The organism is Clostridium sediminicola (assembly GCF_050402865.1).
GTDB lineage: Bacteria > Bacillota > Clostridia > Clostridiales > Clostridiaceae > Clostridium_AF > Clostridium_AF sediminicola.
The window spans coordinates 18,989-40,704 of record NZ_BAABMF010000021.1 but is presented as its reverse complement, the minus strand read 5'-3'; the positions used below and the strand labels follow the sequence as shown (position 1 = coordinate 40,704).

Annotated in this window: 16 protein-coding genes; 6 read left to right on the top strand and 10 right to left on the bottom strand. The window is 29.3% G+C overall.

Going from position 1 to position 21,716, the window contains the following annotated elements; all coding sequences use genetic code 11:
• Nucleotides 1–427: 427 nt before the first annotated feature.
• Both ACQ3F0_RS22585 and ACQ3F0_RS22580 read left to right on the top strand, forming a co-directional pair.
• Nucleotides 428–2,071: a Yip1 family protein gene (locus ACQ3F0_RS22585; protein WP_428868003.1), complete on the top strand. Its 1,644-nt coding sequence runs from the start codon at nt 428–430 to the stop codon at nt 2,069–2,071.
• Between the two features lie 209 nt (nt 2,072–2,280).
• Entirely contained in the window at nt 2,281–3,234 is a 954-nt protein-coding gene (locus tag ACQ3F0_RS22580; protein ID WP_428868001.1) for a 2-hydroxyacid dehydrogenase, read from the top strand.
• 213 nt (nt 3,235–3,447) lie between these two features.
• Here the strand turns inward: ACQ3F0_RS22580 and ACQ3F0_RS22575 are convergent, their stop codons facing one another.
• Both ACQ3F0_RS22575 and buk read right to left on the bottom strand, forming a co-directional pair.
• The gene (locus ACQ3F0_RS22575) at nt 3,448–4,119 is read right to left on the bottom strand and encodes a SanA/YdcF family protein (protein ID WP_428868000.1); all 672 of its coding nucleotides are present in this window, start codon (nt 4,117–4,119) and stop codon (nt 3,448–3,450) included.
• Nucleotides 4,109–5,185: a butyrate kinase gene (gene buk, locus ACQ3F0_RS22570; protein WP_428867998.1), complete on the bottom strand. Its 1,077-nt coding sequence runs from the start codon at nt 5,183–5,185 to the stop codon at nt 4,109–4,111. The genes ACQ3F0_RS22575 and buk overlap by 11 nt, the downstream gene beginning before the upstream one ends.
• A gap of 327 nt (nt 5,186–5,512) precedes the next feature.
• Here buk and larE point away from each other — a divergent pair, with 327 nt between their 5' ends.
• Together larE and larB are read left to right on the top strand one after the other, a co-directional pair.
• Nucleotides 5,513–6,322, top strand: a complete 810-nt coding sequence (gene larE, locus ACQ3F0_RS22565) for an ATP-dependent sacrificial sulfur transferase LarE (RefSeq protein ID WP_428867997.1) — start codon at nt 5,513–5,515, stop codon at nt 6,320–6,322.
• Nucleotides 6,323–6,335: 13 nt separating this feature from the next.
• Nucleotides 6,336–7,082 carry a nickel pincer cofactor biosynthesis protein LarB gene (gene larB / locus ACQ3F0_RS22560; RefSeq protein WP_428867995.1) on the top strand — a complete coding sequence of 249 codons (747 nt, stop codon included), beginning with the start codon at nt 6,336–6,338 and terminating at the stop codon, nt 7,080–7,082.
• Between the two features lie 89 nt (nt 7,083–7,171).
• Here larB and ACQ3F0_RS22555 read toward each other — a convergent pair whose 3' ends face one another.
• From ACQ3F0_RS22555 to ACQ3F0_RS22540, 4 genes are all read right to left on the bottom strand, one after another.
• Nucleotides 7,172–8,245 carry a uroporphyrinogen decarboxylase family protein gene (locus ACQ3F0_RS22555; RefSeq protein ID WP_428867993.1) on the bottom strand — a complete coding sequence of 358 codons (1,074 nt, stop codon included), beginning with the start codon at nt 8,243–8,245 and terminating at the stop codon, nt 7,172–7,174.
• Between the two features lie 78 nt (nt 8,246–8,323).
• Nucleotides 8,324–9,190 (bottom strand): helix-turn-helix domain-containing protein, encoded by an 867-nt coding sequence (locus ACQ3F0_RS22550; protein WP_428867992.1) that lies wholly within the window; start codon nt 9,188–9,190, stop codon nt 8,324–8,326.
• Nucleotides 9,191–9,269: 79 nt separating this feature from the next.
• Nucleotides 9,270–10,199 (bottom strand): DUF5107 domain-containing protein, encoded by a 930-nt coding sequence (locus ACQ3F0_RS22545; RefSeq protein WP_428867990.1) that lies wholly within the window; start codon nt 10,197–10,199, stop codon nt 9,270–9,272.
• A 107-nt stretch (nt 10,200–10,306) separates the two neighbouring features.
• Nucleotides 10,307–13,633: a DUF5107 domain-containing protein gene (locus tag ACQ3F0_RS22540; RefSeq protein ID WP_428867989.1), complete on the bottom strand. Its 3,327-nt coding sequence runs from the start codon at nt 13,631–13,633 to the stop codon at nt 10,307–10,309.
• A gap of 257 nt (nt 13,634–13,890) precedes the next feature.
• On the opposite strand from ACQ3F0_RS22540, the gene ACQ3F0_RS22535 reads away from it, so the two are divergent.
• On the top strand, nt 13,891–14,733 hold the full coding sequence (locus ACQ3F0_RS22535; protein ID WP_428867987.1) for an AraC family transcriptional regulator: 843 nt from the start codon (nt 13,891–13,893) through the stop codon (nt 14,731–14,733).
• 58 nt (nt 14,734–14,791) lie between these two features.
• Here the strand turns inward: ACQ3F0_RS22535 and ACQ3F0_RS22530 are convergent, their stop codons facing one another.
• From ACQ3F0_RS22530 to ACQ3F0_RS22515, 4 genes are all read right to left on the bottom strand, one after another.
• Entirely contained in the window at nt 14,792–15,964 is a 1,173-nt protein-coding gene (locus ACQ3F0_RS22530; protein WP_428867986.1) for a uroporphyrinogen decarboxylase family protein, read from the bottom strand.
• Between the two features lie 99 nt (nt 15,965–16,063).
• On the bottom strand, nt 16,064–17,110 hold the full coding sequence (locus ACQ3F0_RS22525) for a substrate-binding domain-containing protein (RefSeq protein WP_428867984.1): 1,047 nt from the start codon (nt 17,108–17,110) through the stop codon (nt 16,064–16,066).
• 59 nt (nt 17,111–17,169) lie between these two features.
• Nucleotides 17,170–18,159, bottom strand: a complete 990-nt coding sequence (locus ACQ3F0_RS22520; RefSeq protein ID WP_428867982.1) for an ABC transporter permease — start codon at nt 18,157–18,159, stop codon at nt 17,170–17,172.
• Between the two features lie 18 nt (nt 18,160–18,177).
• Entirely contained in the window at nt 18,178–19,686 is a 1,509-nt protein-coding gene (locus ACQ3F0_RS22515; protein ID WP_428867981.1) for a sugar ABC transporter ATP-binding protein, read from the bottom strand.
• Nucleotides 19,687–19,942: 256 nt separating this feature from the next.
• Here ACQ3F0_RS22515 and ACQ3F0_RS22510 point away from each other — a divergent pair, with 256 nt between their 5' ends.
• The gene (locus ACQ3F0_RS22510; protein ID WP_428867979.1) at nt 19,943–21,697 is read left to right on the top strand and encodes a sensor histidine kinase; all 1,755 of its coding nucleotides are present in this window, start codon (nt 19,943–19,945) and stop codon (nt 21,695–21,697) included.
• The last annotated feature ends 19 nt before the right edge of the window (nt 21,698–21,716 follow it).

The following is a 21,716-nucleotide window of genomic DNA, read 5'->3' as shown; positions in this document are numbered from 1 at the left end:
AAGATTACTAGATATATAGAGTAACTAAAAGCAATATTGAGAATTATTAATATAATCTTCAATATTCCTATATATATTACATTTTTAACATTTCTCAAGCTAGTATAGACTTTGAAGTTTGTTTAACCTTGTTATATAATTAATTCATACATTAAATACAGTATTAATTAACTCTTAATATGATTCTAATTGCTTTTTTATGTTTTTTATTTAACTGTAATCGTTATTTAAATATATATTTATTAAGTTAATCACACAAGTTTTCACTAAATTAGTTAATTCAATCCCCTGAATTAATATAAAACATTTTCTTAAATGAAGGGAGATGGTAAAAGTAATGGTTTACGGTTGACAGTGCTTAAATTACACTAGCTGTCGACTGTGACCTGCCAACTATCAACTCTCAAATAAAAAAGGTGGTTTTAAATTGAAGAAAAATAAAAATTCATTATTATTAATTGTTTTATTCATTTGTATAATACTTACTTTGATTGGTTGGTATATGTTTTTACCAGTATTATCTTTAAGTTATTTAGGTACAGTTATTTTCTTATTTATATTAACTATTCCATTATCAATAGCTCTAGGTTATTTGTCAAAAAAATCAATAGCATATCTTATACTCCCATCAATTGTATTGGTGTTATTTCTATTTAACATTGTAACATCAACAGGGATAGTAAATAGCTCTAAAAAGAGAACGATGATAGGAGAAATCCAAGAAAAAGATTTTTCCACAGAAATCTCCCCTATTGATTTGACGCAAATTCCTGTAGTTGATCAATCATTAGCTCAAAACTTAGGAGATAAAAAACTTGGTGAACAAGTGGCCTTAGGTAGTCAAGTAACATTAGGAGAATTTACTCAACAAAATGTTAATGGCAAGTTGTATTGGGTAGCTCCCTTAATGCATTCCGGATTTTTTAAATGGAATGGAAATAAAGCTGGAACTCCTGGTTATATTATGATAAGCGCTACTAATCAACAAGATATTGAACTAGTCCAAGAAGTTGATGGTAAGAAAATTAAAATAAAATATCAACCTAATGCATTTCTTGGAGATGATTTAGCTCGTCATGTTTACATGTCAGGTTATAAGAATATTGGCTTAACTGATTTTTCTTTTGAACTTAATGATGAAATGAAACCTTTTTGGGTTATAACAAAATACCAAAATACTTTTGGATTTACTGGATCAAAAGCTCAAGGAGTTATTATTGTAGATGCTGAAACAGGTGCTATTGAAGATTATGATTTGGAAAGTATTCCTGATTGGGTAGATAGAGTAATCCCTGCTAACTTTGTTATGAAACAATTAGATTATTGGGGTAAATATGTGCATGGCTGGTGGAATCCATCGAAAAAAGATGAAGTACAAACTACAGATGGATACAATATTGTATATAATGATGGTAAATGTTTTTATTATACAGGTATGACCTCTGCAGGAGCTGATGAAGCAACAATTGGTTTTATGCTTGTTGACACCAAAACAAAGGAAACAAATCTTTATAAAGTTTCTGGTTCCCATGAAATTGCTGCTATGGAATCAGCAGAAGGACAAGTACAAAATTTAGAATACTCTGCTACTTTCCCAATTCTTATTAATGTGGATGGAGAAGCTACTTATTTTATGACTTTGAAAGATAAAAAAGGCTTAGTTAAGCTTTATGCTATGGTCAATGTAAAAGATTATAGTTTAGTAGGAGTAGGCGAGTCATTAAGCAAAACAAAATCAAATTATATAAAGAAACTTAAAAATCATGGAGATTGGCAAGGGCTTCAAAACAGTAGTGAAGAAACAAGAGAAAGCGGTACTATAAAAAGAATTGGATCATCGATTATCGACGACACTACCTACTATTATATTGTAACTAATGAGAATCCTAATAAAATATTTATAGCACCTTTAAATATGAGTAATGAATTGCCTTTAACAGTAGAAAGTGATAATGTTGAATTTACTTATTATATTAATGAAAATTCCAGCATAGATTTATCAAGCTTTGATAATTTAGAATTATCTCAAACAAAATCTCAAGCTGAAAACGAAATGACAAATAACAATTAATAATAGAGATAGAATAATTTTTTTAAATGAAAGACTGAAAGGCTTAAAATAAGGTTAGTATTTCATAAAAAGTGTGGATTAAATTTCACACTTTTTATAAATTGGTAAGAAAAGTGATTCGCATTTTATTTCAGGTTGACTTTTAATCTATAAATGATATGCTAGAAATAAACCTTACTTAAACTTATAAGAAAAAGGAGTGTTTATTAATGCGTATAGTTATGCTTGAGCCTCTTGGCGTTAGTAAAAGTGATATTGAATCTTTAGCAAATTCTTTTATCGAAAAAGGCCATGAGTTTGTACCATGTTACAAAAAAATCGAAACAAAAGAAGAGAAAATAAAATTAGCTAAAGGTGCAGATGTTTTTATAATCGCAAATTCTCCACTCCATGCAGATGTAATAAATGCTGCTGAAAACTTAAAATTAATTTCTGTAGCCTTTGTGGGAATTGATCACGTAGATATAGACGCTTGCAAAGCTAAAGGTGTTAGAATAAGTAATGCTGCTGGTTATTGTGCTCACTCTGTTGCAGAATTATCTCTTGGTCTTACTCTATCAGTTTTAAGAAATCTTAATGCCTGCGATATAGCTACACGTGAAAGTAAAACAAGAGTTGGTCTTGTTGGTAATGAATTATATGGAAAAACAGTAGGTATAGTAGGTACTGGTTCTATTGGTTTAAGAGTTGCAGAAATTGCAAAAGTTTTTGGATGTAATTTACTTGGATATAGTAGAACTGAAAAAGAAGAAGCTAAAGAATTAGGAATAAAGTATGTTCCTCTCCAAGAACTAATGAAAGAAAGTGATATAGTATCACTACATACTCCTCTAACACCTGATACTAAATTATTAATAAATAAAGAAATGATTGCTCTTATGAAACCTTCATCAATATTAATAAACGTTGCAAGAGGTGCTGTTGTTGACAATAAAGCTCTTGCAGATGCATTAAACGAAAATAAAATCGCCGGTGCAGGAATAGATGTTTTTGAAACGGAACCTCCAATTCCAGAAAATCATCCATTACTTAATGCAAAAAATGCTCTTTTGGCTCCACATGTAGCATTTGCGACTGATGAATCAATGTTTAGAAGAGCTAGAATTGTTTTTGAAAATATTGAAGCTTGGATGAATGGTAATATTCAAAATATAATGCTCTAAATAAATAAAGACATATATAGCTAGAAAGTCACTGCACTTTGCTAATAAATTCTAATTCATTTTCTTAAATACCTGCTAAAAAATTATAACTCGCAAGCTCAAACAATAATTTTTCTTAACGCATGTATTACGAAAATAAATAAGAATTTCTATAGCTTGTTACGATGACTTTTACGCTATATATGCTTTTTCTGACTACTAAGATGGACTATATTATTTTTTATCGTGAGTTAATACCCCATCACTGCTGCTAATAGGTATTTTCTCTCCTAAAAATTTAGGCTTTGTTTTTAGATAATTTACTAAAAGAAAATCCTTACATCTAGCTAAACTCTCTCTTATTTGATATTTAAAAATATCTACGTAAATATGCTTGTCAGCCTCAATCCCATAAGCATTTATACCAATTTTTCTTGCATTATATACTGCTCTTTTCAAATGAAAACTTTGAGTCACTAATATTGCGCTCTCTACCTGAAATATTTCCTTCGCCCTATAAATACTTTCATAAGTGCTAAACCCTGCATGATCCATAAATATGTTTGAAGTATCAACACCATTTTTTTCTAAATATTTTCTCATAGCATTAACTTCATCATAATTGACAGTACCATGATCACCTGTTACAAGTATTTTCATATTTTTATCCTGCTCCAAGACCTCTAAAGCAGTATCAAGTCTATCTTTTAGTATATCTGACGGCCTGCCATCAGGATATACATAAGCACCAGGAACTAATAAAGCCTCTACTTTCGGAAAATGAGATTCTTTATTCAATATATATTTATTAGCTTTATATATTACCATTGTATTAATAGCCAAAAATGTTAAAATACCTAAAAATAAAATTATAATCATATATCTATATATTTTTTTATTGTTCAATGTATTCCCTCGCCTCTTCTTCCCCATTAAGAACTCTCAGTGTTCCCAAAGCTAAAGATTCTAATTCATTTTCTCCAGCCATTATCTCAACTGGCGCTATAAATTCTACTCTGCTTTTTATCCATTCTGTCATCATTTGTGAATGAGCAATACCTCCCGTTATTATTATTCTGTCAACCATACCATTTACTACTGTAGCAAGTTCCCCAATTCCTTTAGACACTTGATAAGCCATAGCTTCATAAATTAGCACAGCTTTATCATCTCCAGCATTAATTTTTTCTTCAACTTCAAGAGTGCTATGAGTTCCAAGATATGACTTTATTCCACCATTTCCTCTTAGTTTTTTCTGCATAGTTCTTTTGTCATACTTTCCTGAATAACAGAGTTCAATAAGTTTTCTACATGGTACTCTTCCAGCTCTTTCTGGAGAAAATGGTCCTTCATCATCACTAACTATATCAACCATCTTACCTCTTTCATGAACACTAATAGAGATTCCCCCACCTAAATGTGCCACAATAAAATTACTTTTCGTATAAAGTTTCCCTATTTTTTCTGCTGTCTTTATTGCTACTGCTCTCATATTCAAGGCATGAGATAAACTAATTCTTTCAATTTCAGGCATTCCTGATATTCTGGCTATATCTTCCATTTCGTCCACAGCAACTGAATCATATATATACGATGGAATTCCAAGATTATTCGAAATTTCATAAGCAATAATTGCGCCTAAATTTGATGCATGTTCTACTAGTGGTCTATTTTTCAATCTATCCACCATAAGGTCATTTACAACATATGCTCCTGATTTAACTGGAGGTAAAATTCCTCCTCTTCCAACTATAGCTGCTAAATCCTTTATATTAAAATTATTATCTTCCAAAACTTTCAAAACAGCGTCTTTTCTCATTAAGAATTGTTCTTGAACAGTCTCGAAATTATTAAGTTCTTTTTCAGAATGATTAATAGTTTCTACAAACAATACTGTTTTTTCACTGTATACAGCAATTTTAGTAGATGTAGATCCAGGATTGATAGCAAGAATTTTTAATTGTTCTTTCATTTTGTAATCCTCCTCTTAAATTATAATACAAAGTATGTAATTCATAATTATTATAAATGTATAGTTGAAGTTGTTTATCTATATAAATAATATTAACATAAAACCTTTACATTATAAATAAATCAGTTTAACTCAATATAAACGAAGGAATATTAAAAGATTACTTTACACATCTATGATATTGTATTACAATACTTTTATGAGACTAAGAAAGTCTTGTTTTTACATTAGTAATAAACCACGAAGGTTGATAGTTTAACTTTCGTGGTTATTTTTTTGAAATAATAGATATTTAGTTAAATAGTCTATCTAAGTAAGGAGAGTACAATGAAAAGAAAATATGATAATCTTATAAATTATTTAAAAAAATTAGAAAGTGTTGTTGTTGCTTTTTCAGGTGGAGTAGATAGTACATTTTTATTAAAAGCATGCGAAGAGGCCTTAGGACAAAATGCAGTTGCTTTGACAATAGTATCCCCATTTATACCAAAATGGGAAATAGCAGAGGCTAAAGAACTTATTAAAGATATGAATATAAAACATGAATTTGTCCAAGTGGACTTAGATAAAGCAATTCAGTTCAATCCTGAAGATAGATGCTATATATGCAAAAAAGGTATTTTTTCGACCATAAAAAATTACGCTAAAGAAAATGGTTATAAATTTGTTTTAGATGGCACAAATATGGATGATACAAAAGACTATAGACCAGGAATAAAGGCCTTACGAGAATTAGAAATAAAGAGTCCTTTACTAGAAAATGAGTTTACAAAAGCAGATATTAGAAAGTTTTCAAAAGAATTAAATCTTCCAACATGGGATAAACCAGCTTACGCTTGTCTTCTATCTAGACTTCCCTATGGTAGTGAAATAAAAACCGGTGAGCTAGATAGAATTGAAAAATCAGAAACATATATGATGTCTTTAGGTTTTAGAGAGGTTAGAGTTCGCTCTCATGGTGATTTAGCTAGAATAGAGGTAAATAGAAACAAAAGAGCCGATCTATTTGATGAAAAACTTTTAGACAAAATATCTTCTAAATTAAAAGATTTTGGTTTTAAATATGTAACAATGGATTTACAAGGATATAGAGTTGGAAGTTTAAATGAAACGATATCAGATTTGAATAAAAAATAATGGAGGTATTCTTATGAATTCAAATGATTTAAAAACTTTACTCAGAGAAGTTAAGAACGGAACCTTAGATATAGATGATGCAGTAAATAGTCTTGAAGATCTGCCTTTTAAAGATCTTGGCTTTGCAAAAATTGATAATCATAGAGAATTAAGAGTAGGTTATCCTGAAGTTATCTATTGTGAAGGTAAAACAGTAGAACAAGTAAAAAAAATAGTAGAATTTATGCTTACTAAAAATACTAATATTTTAGGAACACGAGCAAGCAAGGAAATGTATCTTGCTGTTAAAGAAATATGCGATGAAGCTGTTTATAATGAACTTTCCAGAACAATTGTTGTTAAGAAAAGAGAAATAGAAAAACCTGATACATATATCACTGTTGTAACTGCCGGCACTTCTGATTTGCCTGTAGCTGAAGAAGCCGCTGTAACCGCTGAAATTTTAGGAAATAGAGTAGAAGTTATTTCAGATGTAGGTGTAGCTGGAATTCATAGATTATTTGATAGATTAGAGCTTATAAGAGGTGCAAAAGTTGTAGTGGTAGCAGCAGGTATGGAAGGTGCTCTTGCCAGTGTAGTTGGTGGATTAGTTGATAAACCTGTAATCGCAATTCCAACTAGTATTGGATATGGAGCTAATTTTGGAGGATTGTCTGCATTACTCGCTATGCTTAATAGTTGTTCAAGTGGAGTTAGTGTCGTGAATATTGATAATGGATTTGGTGCAGGATATTTGGCAAGCATGATAAACAAATTATAGTTGTAAGTTGTAAGTGATAAGTATCCAAAACTTAAAACTTACAACTTATACCTTACAACTAAAACGTGGGTAAGTTTTACCACGACATTTTAATATTTCCCAAATTCTTTTACTGCATAAATATATGCTTCTAAATTTTCGAATGGAACTTCAGGTTCAATAACATGAGTTGGTGCTAATAATAACCCTCCACCTTTACCTACATTCTCTATAAGTCTTTTACATTCTTTTTTAACCTCTTCTGGCGTTCCAAAAGGCATTGTAGTTTGTGTTCCTAAAGTCCCCCAAAATGATAATTTATCACCGTATAATTTCTTTATTTCTACTGGATCCATACACTCTGGTTGAACAGGATTCAGAATATCTACTCCTACTTGAATTAAATCTGGTATAATCTTTTGTAAGTTTCCGTCTCCATGATAAAATACTAATATATCCGGTTTAATATCTTTTGCTGCCTTTATAACTTTAGCAAGTCTTGGTTTTATCATTTCTCTCCAAATTTCTGGACTTATCATCATATCTAGTTGAGTAGAAACATCATCCCCAAGCATCAAAATATCCACATTAGCATTAGCATATCTTTGAGCCATATCTACACGTATTTCAACTATTTTATCCAACAATGCTTCAGCAAATTCTTTATTTATAATCATGTCCATCATGAAATTGTCCATTCCTCTTAAATACCATGAAACCTCAAATATAGTCATTTGCATAAAAGCTACTGCAACCAAATCATTTTTAATAAGGGACTCAACTTGTTCAGGTACACCTTCCCAACGATAATCTTCATTAAAATCTGGGAAAGGGTATTTATATATCTCCTCTACTGTTTCAAAATTAGTCATTGGGTGCAGCATTTCTTGAAAGTGAGCAATAGAACCTTGTACCCCCATAACTCCCCATTCTGGATTCCATTCTAAAGGAGTCGCATTTTCTGGCAAATCATCATAATAGACTGAATAATCAACTCTCTTGTTAGTAGGATTTAGTTTTATATACCGGATTGGAAAACCAAAATACTCTTCATAATCTTTTTTACCTGTTTTTTCTGCAAAGGTTTTCTTATAAGTTGATGTTAATACAAATTCAAAAGGAACACTCTCTGGATTATCTCTTCTAAGTGCTTTTAAAACATTTTCTCTATTTGTTAATGCCATTTAAATAACCTCCTTATTTATCTATAACTTAATTATAGATAAATAAGGAGGCATTTTCTTTTAATTTACTGTTTACCTTTACTTGAAAATGTTTGAATCACTGTTATTTGATAATTTACTAATTTTACGAAATTGATTTGGAGTCATTTCTATATATTTTTTAAAAAGTGTACTAAAATATTGTGAATTTGAAAACCCTAAATCATGAGCAATTGTTGATATTGTTTTAGAAGTATTTTGTAATAATTCTTTACTTTTATCAATCCTTTTTATAGTTATGTATTCCATAACGGATTGTCCTGTATGTTCTTTAAAAATATGTAACAAATAATCTGAACTAATATGAACTGCCTTTGATATTATTTTAGGTGATAATTTCATATTATAATTTTCATGGATAAATTCCAAAGCATTATCTACATATGTATTTGAAACTTTCTTTTCTTTAATTCTTTTCTCATCAAAAATTCTAGATAAAAAAATAAATAATTGAAAAAAATACATCTTAACTAACACATCATAATTATCTTTTTTGTTATCCATCTCTCTAACAATCTCATTCATAATATACTTTATTTCACTATTGTTATTGAATTTAGCATATACCTTTTTATTTAATGTATCAGTATTAAAAAGTATTGTTTCCCTTTTATTAATATTGAAATGAATATTCAATAAAGTACACTTATTATTTTCTTCAACATAGAATTTATGAGATTTATTAGAAAAAATCACAATACAATCATTCTTATTTATTTTAACTAAATCGTCTTTTAACTTTATAAAACCTTCACCGCAGGTACAATAAATAATTTCATAAGCTTCATGATTATGATAATCTTGCATACTCCAGCCAGGCATAAACTCATTAATATAGTAACGCCATAAAAGAGAAGAAATATTTGTATTCTTTAAAAATTCACAAAGTAAATCTGTAGTACTCATGAACATTCCCTCCTTCTAATCATTTATAAACCAATAAGTTTATTTTATCTTTTCCTATTTTCATTTACAAGCTGTTGAATTATTTTAATTGTACTTTGATTTCAAACTCCAAGGGTTCATTTGGTTTAAGAGAATAAAATGCATTGTTTTTCTTAGCAATTTCAATACTGTCATAATATCCGTTAGATGGTTCAAGAGCGCAATTATAGTCTCCTCTGAACCCTCCTTCTGTCACCCAAAAACCTAAGTATGGTAGTATTTCTTTATCATATTCAACTTTATAAGTTATATTTTTGCTAGGATAATATGCACCACAACTATTCCCTCTTACTTTACCTTTTACATAGAACTTTTCACAATTTTTGCTTTCAGTCTCTATCACTTTATTAAGGTAGAATTCAGTTCCTTTGTCTGTTTTAACAACTGGATATGGGTGTATACTTCCTTCTGCCCCAAGATTATTACTATCCATGGCATTTTCAATCTCGTTAGTTCCTTCTGGGAATATAATTTCCATATCTTTTTCACAATTAATAAGACAGTGCATAGTCCAAAAACAAGGTATAGTTTCTTTCCCATTATTAAGAATAGTATATTTTATAATTAATCTATCATCTTTTAAAGATATTATTTTTTGATATATGTATGGCAAAATAACACTTTTATAATTTAAAATTACGATTTCATTTTCAATTACACAGTTGAATTCTGCACTCCATATTTCACCATGATCAGGATAATTTATTAAGCTACCAGAATAATTAACTTGTCCTATATTGATAGATGGAAAAGCATCATCGAATCCAGCTGCATCAAATTTGCTAAAATCAGAATAAATTTCTGGTTTTTTATAACTATTATCTTTATTTTGAAATAATAGTTCAAACTCTTTTTTCTTATGATATAGAGATGCTATTTTACCTCCTAAAAAAGGTAATACTATCGCTTTCAAATTTTCATTTTCTAATAAAATACCACTACATCCTTTAAACTTTATCTCTTTTATCATATTTCAATTCTCCTTTTTAGATTTTATATATAAATGTTGATTCTTTGTTAGAAGGCTACGCTATAAATGAAAACTTATAGCATAGCCTTCTTCTTAAGTTATTTCCTTTACAATAAATTTAAATGTACTAAAATTCCCTGATGGTTCAAATCAAGTTTTCTTGCAGCTTTTAATTCTTTTTCCGCTTTTTCTATATTTCCAAGTCCTAAACAGCCTAACCCCATAAGATATTTACAGTGAACTTTATTCTTCCTATTTAAATCTTCATTAAATACTAAGAAGTCAGGTAATGATACTGCAAAATAATCAATTTTAACCTTGTCAAATATATGCTTCTCACCATAATCATAAAGTTTATTAAATCTACCTCTTGCTTCAGTTTCTCTTCCTAACTTTTCCAGTGCTAACCCTTGGTAGAAGATACTATCAGCAGGCTGATCATTATAGTACATCATATCTGTTGGCTCTTCTAGACCTACACTAGCCTTAAAAAAGTACTCCTTAGCTTTTGATTTTTCTTTTAATTCTTCATATGCACATCCTAAATAGTAATCAATATTATTTTCTTGTACACCTGCAAGTTTTCCTTCTCCTAAATTATGTGGATATACTTTTGCTCTTTCCAAATATTCAATAGCTTCCTCTAATTTATTTTCTGAGATAGCTTTTTTAGCAAGGCTTATAAGACTTAATAAATATTGTGAAATAACCTTACCTTCTCCACCTTCCCATGGATGGAATTTTCTCTCCATTAATAATTTTAGACCAGTTTCATGCTGTCCAAGATTATTGTATAAAGTAATATACTCTATATATAAATCATCTCTTTGGCCAACAACATTAATGTTTTCTTTAAGAAAATCAAGTCTTTTGCTATGTTCCATTCCTATTTTCTTATACAGCTGATCTAGTTCAAATAATACCCTTGCATCATTTTTATTTAAATTATATGCTTTCTCTAGTAATTCTCTAGCACTATCTCTTTTGTTAAATTTATTAAATTGTGCTAAAGCTAAGTTTCTTATAACTGTAGGGAAAGTAGAATCCAATTCCACTGATTCTTCCCAAAGTTCAATTGCTTTTAAGTGTTGTTTTTTATCATATAGTAAATTTCCAAGATAATATCTTGCTTTTGCATCATCCGGATTCATTTCTATAGCTTTCTCTAATACAATCATAGAATACAATCTATTTGGGAAACAATAATCTGGATTAGCATTTTGTGCAATCTTAAAGTATTTTAGTGCTTTTTCTTTATTTGATTTTTTATCATAGAAATATGCCATATAGTAATATACCATTGGGTAAATATCTTTTTCTGTAATATCACAGTATAACTGTAATACATCAATCGCTTCATCATAAAGTCCTGCTGAAGCATATTGTAAAGAAAGTTCTAAATAATTATGATTTGAGTTTCGTAGTATTCTAATTAATTCTTTTTTAACACTCTTTACCTTTTCATTTTCTCCATTTGCTTTATACAAGTAATACAATTCATTTCTTGAAGCAAAATCTAGTTTATCAATTTTTATAGTTTCATATGCAAAATTCTCAGCCTCTTGCAATCTTCCCATTTTACGTAATAATGAAGTTTTTAAATTTCTTACTTTTGTACTATGGTAATTTCTTATTATAGAATTTTCTGCATGCTCAAGTGCTTCATTAAATTCTCCCTTTTCACATGAAATTTGCGCTAATGAATAATATCCACTATGTTGCCATGCATTATTCCAAACTGATTTATAAAATGCATCATATGCTTCTTCTAATCTTCCTTGCAACTTCAATGTTAATCCTAAGTTATAATAAGGTTCACCATCATACGGATTAGGATTTCTTCTAGTTATTGATTTTATTGCTCTTCTAAAATGCTTTTCACTGTCTTCTAAAAGTCCTCTTCTGTATAATAAAACTCCATAAGCATTGTTTATTCTTATATCATTTAGATCTCTTTTCAAACCTTCAAGATAATATGGATCTGGTTCATAAGTTGCATGCCTATATTGCTCAATATGCAACCCTGTTAAAAATAATTCCTCGTTATTCTTGCAATCTTCAGGTTCTTTTACAGGTTTTGCCGCTTCAGGTGTTTTTAGTAACTCTTTTTTATCTTCTTTGTATGATAATAACATTTTACCATTACTATCTATTAATTCTAATTCATACTCAGAGGAATCTATATTTTCATCTATTTTAACTTCTTTTACATAAGCCTTTTCAGGAGAAATATTAATTTTTTCATTAAAAATTTCTTCTTCGAATTTTTTTAGCTTTACATATAATCCTTCCATTTCAGAAGTTGTATAAACATAAATAGTTGCAGTATCCCCTGCAATATCAATATTTATTGCAGCATCTATGGATGCATTTTTAACTTCTCCAACAGCCTTATATGGCATAAAGTATTGTGTAAACTTCTTCATTTCGTAAGGTTGTAACCAAGTAAAGTCTGGTTGATTATCTGTGAAAACTCCAGTCATTAATTCAATATAAGGACCATCTTCATCAGTTAGATTTCTATCCCATGCTTGCCCAAAATCGCCACATCCCCAGGTCCATTGCTTTTTACCTGGTGAAACATGATGATCTGCTACATGTAGTATTCCTGCTTCCTTTGAAAAGTCATAACCTCCAACAAAATTGTAATCAGAATGATAAGCCATATATGATGTAGGTACTGGTATATTCTTATATCTAGAAATATCTACCCCTGAAGAATAATCCATCTTATAATACTCACCTGTAGCTATTGGAAATTTAGAAACATCTCTTTTTCCATGATCAAAAACAGCATGCACATCTGGAGGAAAAATTGATTTTGTATAATCGCTTACAGCAACAGCTGGATTTGCCCACCATAAGAAAGTTTGTGGCACTTCTGTTCCATTGTACAATTGAGCCTTAATTTCTAAATATGCTTTGTCCGGATATAATGTAAATCCTACAGTTGCTTTTGTACCATACATTCTATCAATTTCACTTACAAAAACAGTTTTGCTACCATCAGTATTTTCTTCAAGAGAATATTCAACTGGTGAAAAGGTACTTGGTCTATGGTGCTGTGGCCAGTTAAACTCAATTCCACCTGAAATCCAAGGACCTGCTAAACCAACTAACGCAGGTTTAATCACTTTGTTATAGTATACAAAATCATAATCATTTGTCTTATCATAAGCTCTCTGTATTCTTCCTCCTATTTCTGGTAGGATATCAATTTTTAAATATTTATTTTCAAGATATACCATATTATATTTTTTATTCACTTTTTCATCGCTTATTTTGTCAGTACAAGGAAGGGGATATACCTTTCCTGAACTTCCTTGATAAACTCTTTTTTCAAGAAACATTGGATTCTTATCAGGCTCTCCAACACAATAAGTAGGTATTTCAACTATTTCTTCCCATATTTTCACTCCAAAATCTTTATACACTTTGCCACACTCCCTTTTTATGTTTTCTATTTTCTCAATAATATTAATTTCAATAGTGAATTTTACATTCTTACTTAACTAAATTGTTTTTTCTTCTTAATTAAAATATATACTTTTTCGCACCATCTTACCATGCAATTTATCTTTACAAAAATGGACTATATTACTATTCTATTGAAAATATAATAGTAATATTATATAATTTAAATATGGATAATATAAAAAAAATAGAAGGCTTTAAAAACGAGAAAATAATAGTGTTACCAAGATATTTAGTAAGTAAAACCTCCATTCACCCTTTGGTTAAGAACTTATTTATTACTGATATAGGTTTTTATCCAAATGCACAATATCACTATATAGAAAGAAAGAATGGAAGTAATCAATATATCCTAATTTATTGTGTTAAAGGAATGGGTTTTGTTGAAATTGATGGAAAAAAACTAATAATTACTGAAAATAATATATTATTTATTCCAAAAGGAATTCCTCATGTATATGGTTCTAGCACAGAAAATCCATGGGACATTTATTGGATTCATTTTCATGGAGAAAATGTAATTCATTATTTCCCACAGGAATATAGTAATACTATCTCAACTTTTCCTGTCCCTATATCTAAATTTCCAATTTTATTTAACTTATTTAATACAATGATTTTAACTTTAGACAGAGGTTATACCTTAAATAATATTATTTATACCAGCCAAATTTTCAGTCATTTTTTATCAAGTATTTTTTTCTTATCCTTAGAGGAGGAATCTTATCTTGATAAAAACACAAAATACATCAATGAAACTTTAGAGTTTATGAAAGATAATATATCGAAACTTTTAACTTTGGAAATACTTGCAAAACATATTAATTTATCCAAAAGTCATTTAACATATATATTTAAAGAAAATACCGGACATACTCCTATTGATTTTTTTATAAGGCTAAAAATTCAGCATGCATGCAACCATTTAGATTTATCTAAAAACAGCATTTCAGAAATATCAAACAAATTAGGATATAATGATCCATATTATTTTTCTAGAATTTTCAAAAAAGTTATGGGGATGTCCCCTAGCGCCTATAGGGATATAAAGAAAGGGTAAATTATTAGTACTTCAATAATTACCCTTTTTTATTACTTCATAGATTATATTAAGTAAACTAATACCAAGCATTTTCCATTGCAGTTTTTACATAAGCTTCTAAATTTTCTAAAGGTGTACCATATTCTAAGAAATCAGCAGATTGTAGTATAAATCCACCTCCTGGTTTACCAATTTTCATAGTTCTTTCCGTTACTTCTTTTACTAAATCAACACTACCTTTTTGCAATACATTTACTTGATCAATTCCACCAGTAATTATATACTCTCCATTTACAATTTCTTTAGCCTTTGCTAAATCTGCATCACCTAGTGGAGAAGGTGAGAATGGTTCCACCATCCTAACTCCTAATTTTTTATAGGATTCAACAAGATTCATTATTTCTCCGCAATTGTGCAACATTGCTGGAGTGCCATTTTTCTGAATAGTATCAACATATTTTTTTTCAAAAGGCATTATATATTTATCATAAAATTCACTTCCAAGAAATCCCCCTGCAACATTACCACCAAATAATAGTACGTCAGCACCGCCTTCTTCCATAGCCAAAGCATAATCAGTTATACGGTTTAATCCAAAATTCATAAGTTTTTCATAATACTCATAATCAGTTAAGAATAAACAATATAAATCTTCGTGATTAATAAGAGTAGATACATTATTAAATACACCACCAGGTGTCCATGTACCTAATATACCATCGTTTCCTAGGACATCTTTGATTCTTTTAATATTTTTTTTGATCATTGCTTTATTTTCTAATGTCATTTTAGGTTCATATTTAATTGCAATATCCAAATCTTCTTCGCTCTCAATAGGATGTTTTGTGCACGCATACATTAACGTACCTTTTCTTTCTTCGTTAATAGAAAAATCTTGAGTCAAAATTCCATCAGGTGTTTTAATTGTTGATCTTTGTACTGTTGTACTTCCATTAACGATATTCTCCGTATGCACTTGCCAATCTTCAGTTTGATCTTTAACATTTAATCCACCTAGCATTATGTTCAATGGGTCTGTTATATCAAATAACATCCTTACAAAAATGTCTACACCTAATTGCTTTTGAAATTCAATAACCTTCAACAGCAATGTATAGTAATCTAATGGATCAACTTCAGGGTACATTTGATTAATAAAATGTCCTTGATCTTGTATAAATAAAGTTACTGGTACCCTATCAGGCATCTCCCCATTAATTACTTTCATAAACCTTTCTCTTGAATTCATTTTTCTACCTCCATCAAATCTTAATTTGCCTGCCTTAAGCTATAATTAAAGCCACTCTATAATAAGTGGCTTTAATAAATAACAATTCAGGGGAAAACTTTAATTTGCTGCATCACCCATTATATCTTTATAGTTATCAGCTGTTACCATTTTAGCTTTAATTCTATAATCCATTGGTATTTCTTTATCATTTAAAATATTTTCCATTAATTCAGTAGCAGAAGTTGTACCTATATCATTGGCATCAATAAATGCTGATGATACAAAACAAGAATAATCTTTATCAAATTCACCTTTTGCTAAGTATCCACCTAATCCTACTACAACTGCATCTTTATCTAAATTTTGTTGTTCTAAAGCTCTAGTAGCTCCTGCACAACCTTCATCATTAACTCCCATTACTAACCAAGTTTTAATTTCAGGATGAGATGTTAGAACTGCTGCAGCTGCATCAAATCCTTTTGCAGTTTCACCATTATAGTCTGCTCTGAAAATATTTTCTTCTAAAAAATCTGGTTGCTTCTCTTTCCAAACTTCTAATTGACCTTCTGTTCTTGGTAAACAACTTGATACTGTATCAACTGTCATTAACAACAATCCTGTTGTTTTCATATCTTTGATCTTTCCTTCAGCTTCAACATAATCGGAAAGCCATGCTGCCATATCTCTACCAATTTGTTTTGCATCTATTCCTACAAACGGTGCTAAGAAATTTCCATTCTCGTCTTGAAGAGCATCGTCACATGCAATTACAGGTATATCTGCTGCTTCACATTTCTGAATTGTTGCAGCACTTAATTTTTGGTCTGGTGGACATACTAAAATTCCATCTACTTGTTGAGTTATTACATTATCTAGTGCAGTAAGATATGTGTCTGGATTCATTTTTGCATCAATTAATAAAACTTCATCTGCCCCCAATGCCTTTGCAGCTTTTTCTGCAGCAGCACCTTCATCTTGAAACCAAACTTGATCTAATGCTTTATAAATAGCTGCTATAACAATTTTGTCATCGCCTTTATCCTTACTTGATTCTTCTGCAGTATTACTAGATTTTGATTTGTTTGTAGAATTATTTGATGTACAACCCACAAATAATCCTGCTATTAAAACACAACTCATTACTAAACCAATAATTTTTTTCATACCTTAATACCCCCTTAAAATTATATATATAAATTTTATTATATATTTGCACTCAATTCTTAAGCTTTAGCTCTCTTTTTACTTCTAAAATAATCGAAAGATAATGCCGCTAGTAGCAATAAACCTCTGGCAACATATTGCCAAAATGATGGAACATTCAACAACAATAAGCCATTATTAAACCCTTGTAAAATCAGAACTCCAAGAACTGTACCAAACATAGTTCCTACACCGCCACTAAATGCCATACCACCTAATACAGCTGCAGTAATACCGTCAAATTCTAAACCAACAAATGCAGAAGGTTGGCCAGATGTCATTCTAGAGGCTAAAATAATTCCACCAATTGCTGACAAAGCTCCCATAATCATATAAAGTTTAAGCGCTACTTTTTTAGGGTTAATGCCTGCTAATCTTGCTGCATTTTTATTCCCACCAATGATATAAGTATGTCTTCCAAGTTTTGTCTTTGAAAGTATGATACCAAAAACTATGAAAGTTAATAAAAGTATTATTACCGGTATAGGGATCCCTAAAATTCTTCCAACACCAATTTTTAAAAAGGTTGAATTAGTTATAAACACAGGCTTTCCATCACAAATTATATATGCAAGCCCTCTAAAAATCGACATAGCAGCTAAACTTGCTATAAAAGGCTCAATCTTAAGTTCATTTACGAAAAATGCATTGAATGCTCCTATACATAATCCTGCTATTATGACAAGAATAATTACAGGCACAGTTCCTAATCCTGTTGAAAGAAGTACAGAACATAATACTCCTGAAAATGCAGCAACAGAACCAGGTGATAAATCAATATAAGTTGATATTATCAAAAATGATTCTCCAACTGCAACTAAACCTGTTAGTGAAGCAGCTATAAGAATATTCATAAAATTTCCTGGAGTAAAATAATGTGGTGATAACGAAGCAAATATTGCTATCATAATTACTAAAGCTATTATAAGTCCAATCTTATCTGAATTAAGAATTTTTTTTATATATGACATTGATTTTTTATCAGTTTTTTCTATTTTTAAAGATTCCATTGATAAAACCTCCTTAATCTAATTTGCAATTTTCTTTTTATTATCATGTATCATAGCATATTCTAGAATTATTTCTTCTGTTGCTTCTTCACTACTTATTTCACCAGTAATCCTTCCATTCTTCATAACAAGTATCCTATCACATATACCAATTATTTCTGGGAGTTCTGAAGAAATAACAATAACACCAATACCTTTTTTAGCAACTTCACAAATTATTCTATAAAATTCGGCTTTTGCTCCTACATCAATACCTTTTGTTGGTTCATCCAAAATCAGTACCTTTGGATTAATTGCAAGCCATCTTCCTAAGATAACCTTCTGCTGATTCCCTCCACTTAATTCTTTTATAGCTTTGTTCATAGAAGGAGTTTTAATACTCAAATCATCAATACTCTTTCGAGTTATTTCCTTTTCTTTTGAAAAGTCTACAAATAGTCCTTTACATATTTTAGGAAGTATAGCCATAGTTGTATTATCTTTTACACTTCTTACAGGTGCTATTCCTTCTTCCTTTCGATCCTCTGGACAAAGAGCTATTCCTAATTCTATGGCATCTTTTGGTGATCTTAATTTTATCTCTTTCCCATCCAAATAAATATTTCCAGATTCTATTTTATCTGCACCAAATATTGTTCTTACAACTTCAGTTCTTCCTGCTCCTACAAGCCCTGCCAGTCCTAGAACTTCTCCTTTTCTAAGATTAAATGATATATCTTTTATATAATCATTATTTACTTTATGAAGCTTAAGTATATCTTCACCAAATTTTTTATTTCTATCAAGGTTGTCAAAGATATCTCCTAAATTTCTTCCTACCATTAACTTTACTAATTCTTTGTCATTAGTTTCTTTTGTATTTAGTAAATCTACAAATTTACCGTCTTTAAAAACCACTACTCTTTCAGTAATTTGAAAAATTTCTTTCAACCTATGAGATACATATAATACAACAACATTTCTCTTTTTTAACTTTTCAATGATATCAAATAAACTATTAATCTCTGCATCAGATAAACTAGCAGTAGGCTCATCAAAAGCAATTACTTTTATATCTCTTGAATATGCCTTCATAATTTCAACCATCTGCTGATATGCTACACTTAAATCTCTCACTTTATCAGTTGCTTTAAAAGGTAGTTTAAACTCTTCTATAACCTTTTGTGCATTTTTATTCATAGTTTTGAAATCTATCATTCCATTTTTTTCTGGCATATTTCCCATAAATATATTTTCTGCAACAGATAAATAAGGCACAACTTGTCTTTCTTGATAAATAATACTTATACCTGCATTTATTGCATCATTCGGATTTTTGAATTCGTTTTCTTTTCCATCCAAAAATACTTTCCCACTTGTTGGTTGATAATCTCCATATAAAATTTTTAATAATGTGGATTTTCCTGCTCCGTTTTCCCCTAGAAAAGCTAAAACTTCACCACCATAGGCTTTGAAGCTCATATTATCTAGAGCTTTTACTCCAGGAAATTCCATAGTAATATTCCTAAATTCTAAAGTACTCCTCATCTAGTATCACTCCAAAAATTTAATAATTTCATTTGATTATTTATTAATTTGTGATAACATTTAACTTAGTAAACGTTATCTTTGCTATGTTTTAATTATACAAAGTTATATAAATATAATTAATGTTTCAGATTAACTTTTTTTATAGTTCATTAACTAATTTATAAAAATTATAACTTTTTTGTTTTATTTTTAGATAAGAGGATTTTTAAATTTATTATACTAGCTAAAAATAAACTTATGAGAGGTAATCATTATGCTAAAACCGAAATCTTTTAAACATAAACTAATTATATATTTTTCCTCAATTATTATTTTCCTTGTAGTTGTAATTAGCTTTACTATTATAAAAGTCTTTTCTAATCAGATAATTAGTCAGTCAACACATATAATTTCGCAAAAAATGGACCTTGTAATAAAACAAATTGATTCCAATATTTCAGAAATTCTATCTTATATAAACCCATTAAGAAATAATTCTTATATTGAAAATTTACTATTAAATAAACCATCAGATCTCGAAGAAGATACGATAAGGACTAAAGCAATATCAAAGTATCTTACCCATTACTCATCAGACTATAATAGCATTACTTCAATAATTGCAATTGACGAAAACATGAACATCCTCGATCCAGTATATTCATCAGAAAATTTCAAATCAATAATTAACAATGATGATGAATTCCATGATTTTATAGTAAAAAATTATTCTAATAAATTTTCAAAGCCGTCAAGTTTCCCCATTGCTTCTGATAATCTAGAGGATAAAAACAGAATAACTTATTATCTTCGTTTTTATAATAAAAGTGACTATAGCGGGTTAGGGTACCTTATTATTAATTTGAAAATAAATACTTTTTTCAATAATATCAAAAATATATGCATGGATACTTTTGAAACAACTTATATCTATGATAGTAAAGGAAATGTAATCTATCAACTAGGTGATATTGAATTTGATAAATCTATTATGGAAGACAATAATGCTATAGAGATTAACAAAAGTATGTATTCAATTTTCAGAAGAAAAATTGATTCCTATCCTGATTGGACAATTGTAGGAATTATGCCTTCAAAAACTATATTTGGAAGCTTGAATGATTTAATTAAATCAGTAATTTTAATAGGTTTGATATTCATATTTATTGTTATTGTATTTAGTTTATATTTATCTACAAAGCTTTCTTATCCTATACATAAAATAGCAGAGTCTATGGCATGTTTTGAAAAAGGAGAGTGGCCGGAAAAAATCGAATTTAAGACTAACGATGAAATAGAAACTCTAATAAATGGGTTCAATAAAATGGTCTATGATATAAAAAATTTAATTGATAAAGTTTATATTGAAGAAGAAGAAAAGAAAGCTTTAGAAGTAGCTGTAGTTCAATCTAAACTAGATCTTTTACAATCACAAATGAATCCACATTTTATTCATAACACATTAAATACAATTTCATATATAGCTATGAAAAATGAAGATGTCGAAGTTCGTAATTTAATTCAGAACTTTAATTTATTGCTCCGAATTAATATGTCTATTGAGAAAAAATATATTACAATAAGCGAAGAGATTAATTATCTTCAAGGTTATATAAAACTTCAAAATTATAGATATGATAACATTATAAAATTTTTAATAGAAGCTCCTGAAGATATTCTTTTGTATAAAATACCAAAACTTCTTATACAACCGCTAGTTGAAAATTCAATTTACCATGGAATTTCTCCAAAAGACAGCTTTGGGACAATTAAGGTTACTTTTTCTAGAATAGATACTAACTATCTTAGAATAAAAATAATTGATGACGGTGTCGGTATAAAAAAAGATACTTTGAAAGATTTGCTTATAAACAGACCAAGTCTCGCTAAAAAAGGATCAAATAATTTAAGCCTTTCAAATGTAAATAAAAGATTAGAAATGTATTTTGGAAAAGAATCTCAAATCAAAATTTTTAGCAACACTGGGCTCGGGACAAGCATTACCTTCATAATACCAATTTTAGAATAGTTTATAAATTTTAAGAAAG